This is a genomic window from Catellatospora coxensis (genome assembly GCF_016862635.1).
GTDB lineage: Bacteria > Actinomycetota > Actinomycetes > Mycobacteriales > Micromonosporaceae > Catellatospora > Catellatospora coxensis.
Window position 1 is genome coordinate 22,783 of the sequence record NZ_BONI01000104.1, and the last position, 6,409, is coordinate 29,191.

General features: G+C 74.4%; 7 protein-coding genes. 2 read left to right on the plus strand and 5 right to left on the minus strand.

All coding sequences use genetic code 11. The annotated features are described in order from the left end of the window. The first annotated feature begins 100 nt into the window (after nt 1-100). Nucleotides 101-880, plus strand: coding sequence for a GntR family transcriptional regulator (locus tag Cco03nite_RS37850; protein ID WP_239167981.1), 780 nt, complete (start codon nt 101-103; stop codon nt 878-880). A gap of 3 nt (nt 881-883) precedes the next feature. Here the strand turns inward: Cco03nite_RS37850 and Cco03nite_RS37855 are convergent, their stop codons facing one another. Together Cco03nite_RS37855 and Cco03nite_RS37860 are read right to left on the minus strand one after the other, a co-directional pair. Further along, nucleotides 884-1,861 carry an NAD(P)H-dependent glycerol-3-phosphate dehydrogenase gene (locus Cco03nite_RS37855; protein ID WP_203698856.1) on the minus strand — a complete coding sequence of 326 codons (978 nt, stop codon included), beginning with the start codon at nt 1,859-1,861 and terminating at the stop codon, nt 884-886. A 216-nt stretch (nt 1,862-2,077) separates the two neighbouring features. After that, nucleotides 2,078-2,479, minus strand: coding sequence for a hypothetical protein (locus Cco03nite_RS37860; RefSeq protein ID WP_203698849.1), 402 nt, complete (start codon nt 2,477-2,479; stop codon nt 2,078-2,080). A gap of 251 nt (nt 2,480-2,730) precedes the next feature. On the opposite strand from Cco03nite_RS37860, the gene Cco03nite_RS37865 reads away from it, so the two are divergent. Next, the gene (locus Cco03nite_RS37865) at nt 2,731-3,300 is read left to right on the plus strand and encodes an HD domain-containing protein (protein ID WP_239167982.1); all 570 of its coding nucleotides are present in this window, start codon (nt 2,731-2,733) and stop codon (nt 3,298-3,300) included. Between the two features lie 80 nt (nt 3,301-3,380). Here Cco03nite_RS37865 and Cco03nite_RS37870 read toward each other — a convergent pair whose 3' ends face one another. From Cco03nite_RS37870 to Cco03nite_RS37880, 3 genes are all read right to left on the minus strand, one after another. Then, a complete protein-coding gene (locus Cco03nite_RS37870) occupies nt 3,381-4,664 on the minus strand; it encodes an ATP-grasp domain-containing protein (RefSeq protein ID WP_203698850.1) in 1,284 nt (427 codons plus the stop codon). A 174-nt stretch (nt 4,665-4,838) separates the two neighbouring features. Beyond that, nucleotides 4,839-5,732, minus strand: a complete 894-nt coding sequence (locus tag Cco03nite_RS37875) for a DMT family transporter (RefSeq protein WP_203698851.1) — start codon at nt 5,730-5,732, stop codon at nt 4,839-4,841. Nucleotides 5,733-5,774: 42 nt separating this feature from the next. Next, nucleotides 5,775-6,409: glycosyltransferase 87 family protein (locus tag Cco03nite_RS37880; protein ID WP_203698852.1), on the minus strand; the 635-nt coding region annotated here is incomplete at its 5' end.

A 6,409-nucleotide genomic window follows, 5' to 3' on the forward strand; every position in this document is an offset into this window, starting at 1 on the left:
GACTAGACAATGTAGATGTTGCGTATGATGGTGCGGTGGACTTGGATCGGTTGTCAAGACATCGATCGCAGACGCGTCGCAGCGTCGGGAAGGCGGGCACGTGGAGACGGTCCGGAGTTCGGCGATGCCCGCGTACCAGCGGATCGCCGCCGCGTACCGGGGCATGATCATGTCGGGGGAGCTGCGGCCCGACGACCGGCTGCCGACCGAGCACGAGATCGCCGACCGGTTCGGCGTGGTACGCCAGACCGTGCGCACCGGCCTCGGCATCCTGGTCACCGAAGGGCTGATCGTCGCCCGCCGCCCGCACGGCTACTTCGTGCGCCGCCGCGAGCACATGGTCTACCGGCCGCAGGAGAAGTCCCGCCCGCGCCCGGCCACCCCCGAGATGGACCGGTTCTCGCAGCAGATCGTCGCCGAGGGTCGCACCCCGCACCAGGCGATCGAGGTGTCACTGGTGCAGGCCGCGCCCGATCTCGCGCAGCGGCTGGGCATCGCGGCGGGCGAGACCGTCGTGGCGCGCCGCCGGGTGCGGTTCATCAACGGCGAGCCGACCAACATCAACGACTCGCACTTCCCGATCGACCTGGTCAAGGATTCGGAGATCATGTCTCCGGCGTACCTGCCCCGCGGCACCGACCAGGTGCTGGCCGACCTCGGCTACCGGCAGGACCGGGCCATCGACGAGATCTTCATCCGGATGCCGACGCCCGAGGAGATCCACCGCCTCAGCCTCGGCCCCGGCACCCCGGTCGCGGCTCACTACGACACCGGCTACACCGCGGCCGGGCAGCCCGTGCAGTGCACCCTCAACGTGCTGCCCGGCGACCGGCACAAGATCGTGTTCGAGCGGCACTGGCAGGGGGAGCCCGCCGGCTGACCGCTACTCCGGCCTGGTCTGCCGGCTCATCAGGGTGGCCAGGGCGACCTTCGGGTCGACGCCCTCGTGGCAGATCCGCTCCACCTGCTCGGTGATCGGCATCTCCACCCCGTGCTTGTGGGCCAGGTCCCGGATGGCCAGGCAGCTCTTGACCCCCTCGGCGGTGTACCGGGTGGCCGCCTGGGCCTGCTCCAGGTTCAGACCGCGGCCCAGGTGCTCGCCGAACGTGCGGTTGCGGGTCAGCGGCGAGCAGCACGTGGCGACCAGGTCGCCCAGCCCCGACAGGCCGGCGAAGGTGAGCGGGTCCGCGCCCAGCGCGACGCCGAGCCGCGTGGTCTCGGCCAGGCCGCGCGTGATCAGGGTGGCCTTGATGTTCTCGCCCAGCTCCATCGACGTGGCGATGCCGTACGCCAGGGCGATCACGTTCTTGACCGCCCCGCCCAGCTCGGCCCCGATGACGTCGTCATTGGTGTACGGCCGGAAGTAGGGCGTGGTGATCGCCTCCTGCACCGCGGCCGCCCGGTCCAGGTCCGTGCACGCGACCACGGCCGCGGCCGGCTGGCGTACGGCCAGCTCGGGCGCGATGTTCGGCCCGGTGACCACGGCGACCCGGCTCGGGTCGACGCCGGTGGTCTCCACGATGACCTCGCTCATCCGCTTGGTCGTGCCCAGCTCGATGCCCTTCATCAGGGAGACCAGCGTCGCGCCGGCCGGGATCAGCCCGGCCCACGCGCTCAGGTTCGCGCGCAGCGTCTGCGAGGTCACCGCGAGCACGACCAGCTCGGCCCCGGCCAGGGCGGACGCGGGGTCGGCGGTCGCCGTGACGTTGCGCGGCAGCGTCACCTCGGGGAAGTAGTCGGGGTTGCGGCCGGTGGCGCGGATCGCGTCCGCGATGGACTCCCGGCGGGCCCACATGGTGACCTCGCCACCCGCCTCGCCCAGGATCTTGGCGAAGACGCTGCCCCAGGAACCGGCTCCCATCACCGCGGTCCGCACGCTGCTGCCGCCTCTCCGGCCACGGCCGCCGCCGGGCACGATCACCGCCGCCCGGGCGGGCCCCGGCCGTCGCAGCGAATCATGCCACGCATCGCCGGCCGGCCGTTCCTCTCGGGCGGCCCGGCCCGACGGGTTCGGGGAGAGTGCACGAAACTCGCGCCGGATTCCCGCGCCTTCCCCGAATCCGCGGACCCGGCCCCGTCAGGCGGGGTGGGGTCCGGTGGAGGGGTCGCGGCTGGCGCGCAGCGCCTGCTGTACGCGCAGCTCCATGTCGTGCAGCGCCTCGATGGCCCGCAACTGCCCGGCGATCTCCGGGTCGGCGGTGGCCGGGCCCAGGCCGATGAGCCCGCACCGCTCGCACTCCACCCGTGCCGCCGAGGCCGGGCAGGGCGTCCGCGCCGCGCAGCCGACGCAGGTGTGCACGTCGTCGAGGTCGAGCACCTGGTCCGCGGTGATCGCGTCGAGGTAGCCGCATTCGGCGCACTGCCAGGTCACCCGCTGCGCCCAGGCCACGTCGCCGTCGTCGCCGAGCTCGTAGTCGAGGCGCTCGGCCGGGCCGACGAGGTCGCAGCCCAGGCAGCGCACGTATGGACGTGGTCTCATGGCGCGCTCTCCCCGTGATCGCCCGACAGTGCGATGTGGACGTTAAATACGTAAGTGTTTCAGCGCGCCCACCGATCGGACATCGTTGCGGAGCGAACAACCGAGGCGTTCGGTCGATGGCGGCGTGGCCGTGGCCGTGCGGTGGGTGTGCCCGGGTGCGCACACCGGCCAGGTGAACAGCAGGCGAACAGTCGAAGGCCGGTGGACGACATCGGTTGAGCGGGGCGGTGCACGGGCATACCGTCAGCCACGTGTCGCTGATCATCATCGATCGTCTCGTGCCCGCCCAGGCCATGTGCCTGGCCGACGAGCTGCTGGGCGACCTGCCGCAGCGGTGGTCGCACACCGCCGGGGTGGCCGGGCGCGCGGCCGACCTGGCCGCCGCGGTCGACCCGGCCGACCGCGACCTGCTGCTGTGCGCGGCCTGGCTGCACGACATCGGATACGCGGCGGCGGCCCGCGACACCGGTTTCCACCCCCTGGACGGGGCGCGCCTGCTGCGGCGGCGCGGCTGGCCGGCGCGGCTGTGCGCGCTGGTGGCGCACCATTCCGGCGCGTCATTCCTGGCCGCCGCCCAGGGCATCGGCAGCCTGGCCGAGTTCGACGACGAGCGCTCCGCGGTCACCGACGCGCTGGCCTGCGCCGACCAGACCACGGGGGTACGCGGGGAGCCGGTGTTCCTGGAGGACCGGCTGGCCGAGGTGCTGCGCCGGCACGGGGCGTGCTCGCCGCACGCGGCCGCCCACGAGGGCCGGGCACCCTACCTGCGGTCCGCCGCGAACCGCGTGCAGTCCCGCCTGCTCGCCACCGCCACGTCCTGACCCGAGCCAAGCCACCCCACGCACGAAGCGTTAAGAAGGTGCCCTTCCGCTACGGAAAACGATAAGAAGGTGCCCTTCCTTCAGCGCAGCGGCTCGACGGCCACGGCGGTGGTGAGCGCGGCGACCAGCGCACCGGTGGCGGGCAGCAGGGCACGTCCGTCCGGTGCGGACAGGCTCGCGCTCGACTCCAGGCGGGCCAGGATCGCGCCCGGCAGCAGGGTCACGCCGAGCGCGGGCAGGCCGGTGACCTGGATTCCGGCGTACGAGTCGGGCCGTGGCACCGCCCGTACCACCCCGCCCGGCCCGGTCCAGCGCACCAGCAGGTGGCTGCCCGCCGTGGCGAGCACCGGCCGGGCCGCGCCGGCCGGGTCGAGCGGCTCGCCGAGCAGCGCCCGCAGGTGCTGGTGCAGGCAGGGGTCCAGGCCGTGCCGCTCCTGCAGCCGGCTCAGCAGCCACGACGAGCCCTGGATGCGCGGGTTGACCTCCAGGAACGCCACGTCGCCGCCGGACACCGCGATGTCGGCCCCGAACAGGCCGCGGTGGCCCTGCTCGGCCAGCCAGTGCCCGATGCGCCCGGTGTGCAGGTAGGCCTGCGCCAGCGCGCCCGGGTCGACGCGCGGCGTGGCGAAGTCGCTGCCGCAGTAGCCGCCGAACGCGTACCCGAGCTGCGGGATGCCGCTGATCTGCAACGATGCGGGCAGCAGCCGCACCCCGTCGGGGTGCACCACCCCGGCCACGTTGATCGTCACGTCCCCGGCGTAGCGCGACAGCAGCCACCGGGTGACGTGCGGGTGCGCCTGCCGCGCCGCGGCCAGGTCGGCGGCGTCGCGCACCAGGTAGGTGCCCTGCCCGCCCGCGCCGTTCGGGGTCTGCGCGATGAACGGCGCGTCCAGCCGCCGGGCCACGGCCGTGAAGTCGAGCTCGTCCCGGTCGAGCGCCAGCGCCTCGGGCACCGGCACGCCGAGTCCCTGCAGCGCCGCGCGGATGTAGACCTTGTCCTCGGCCAGCCGCTCCACGACCGCCGGCGGCCCGGCGGCCAGCCGCACCCGGCCCGGCCAGGCCGCCGCGGCGGCCTCCCACGCGGTGCTGGCCCGCGGCGGCACCAGCAGGATGGGCCGGTCGTCGGCCGGGGCCTCGGCCAGCACCTTGGGGACGAAGTCGGCCAGCCGGGCCACGTCGCCGAAACGCCAGCGGCGGCGTACGCCGTCGAGCCGTTCCAGCGACAGCGCCCGGGTGCCGGGCAGGTCGGCGTCGGCGTCGCCGGACAGCACGCAGACGCACGAGGGGTGCTCGGTCAGCGGCGCCATCATGCCGGGGTACGCGCTGGCGGTCACCAGGCGGTAGTCGTGCAGGTCCCATGCCATGGCGGCAACTGTGGCCGATCCGGGGCGGCCGCGCGGCGCGTAGCGGACGTACTTCCGGCTAACGCCGCAAGAACTCTTCGGCACGCCCCGGTGCGCCCCAAGGTCATCGGACTTGCCGGGCAGGTGTGCGTATCTTGGACGCGCTTTCGCCCAGGTGCCAGGCAAGTCGAGCGATCATGGGGCGCGGGTCGCGTCGGCGGCCACGCGCTGGGTGGGGGAGTACGCGAGCAGGGCCACGCCGGCCGCGATCGCGGCCCCGGCCAGGGTCAGCGACCACAGCGCGGCCAGGCTCGCCGGTGGGGCCTCGTCGAACAGCAGCGCGCCCCACAGCCAGCTCAGCACCGGGTCGGCGACGGTCATCGCGGTCAGCGCGGCCGGCAGCGAGCCGCTGCCGAACGCCTCCTGCGCCAGCACCGCCGCGACCAGCCCGGACAGGCCCAGCGCGTACACCGGCCAGTCCAGCGCTGCCGTCAGCGGGCCGCGGGTGGCGAGCTGGTCGGCGACGACGACGGTGAGCACGGCGGTGGTGCTGAACCCGGTGCCCGCGGCGACGCCGGTCAGCGCGGTGCGGGCGGTGCGCCCGGGGCGGCTGCGCGCGAGCGTGAGCAGCACGAGGATCAGGACCACCGCGGCCAGCAGCACGGCGGGCAGCGGCCCGCGGCGTACCGTCTGCGCGACGCCGCCCCGGGCCAGCACCAGGACCGCCAGGCCCGCGCAGACCGCGGCGGTGCCGAGCCAGTCCCGGGCCGCGGGCGGGCGGCCGGTGCGCGTGTACGCCATCGGCAGCGCGAACATCAGCTGCACCGCCAGCAGCGCCTGCACGATGGCGATGGAACCGGTGTGCAGCGCGGAGGCGTGCGCGGCGAAGCCCAGCACGTTGCAGCCGAGCCCGGCCAGCCAGACCGGGTCGCGCAGCAGCCGCGCGGCGAAACCGAGCACGGGCAGCCAGTGCCCGGCCGTGTCGCCGCGGGCCTGCGCGACGGCCCGGGTGACCCGGTGCTGCAGCGCGGCGGCCGCCGCGAACAGCGCCGCCGCGAGCAGTCCCAGGATGGTGCTGAGGATGGTCATGGTTCCCCTCGCACGCCGTCACGGCCGGACGGCGTGCGCGCATCATGACCGCGCGGCGAGTACGGTGATCGACTCTGGCGCCGCCGCCCGGTGAACGGTGGGCGTCGGCGTGCGCAGCGGCAGGAAGACGAGCAGCCCGAGCGTGATCCAGACGTACGCGCTGCCGCCGACGAACCCGTCCGGGTCGCCGGACCTGTTCGCCCACAGCCACACCACGCTGCTGCACAGCACCACGTAGGCGGTCCCCGCCCAGCACAGCAGCCTGCGGCGGCGGCGCGGCTCCGGCTCCCGCAGCCCCGCGCCGGCCAGCAGGATCAGGGCGGGCGCCACCCACACCAGGTGGTGCACCCAGGTGACCGGGCTGACCAGGCACGCGGCCAGCCCGGTGAGGGCGAACCCGCCCCAGACGTCGCCCACCAGGACGGCCCGGCGCACCCGCCACGCCCACAGCGCCAGCACGCACCCGACCGCGAACAGCCAGTACCCCGGATGCGACGTCTCCGGATCGAGCCGGGCGATCACGCCGCGCAGCGACTGGTTGGAGATGTAGAACAGGTCCCCGATCCGGGCGGTGTCGCCGAACGTCGAGGTCCAGAACGTCCACGACGGACCCGGCGCGACCAGCGCCGCCAGCAGCGTCGCGGCGGCGGCGGTGGCGCTCGCGACGGCGGCCGCCC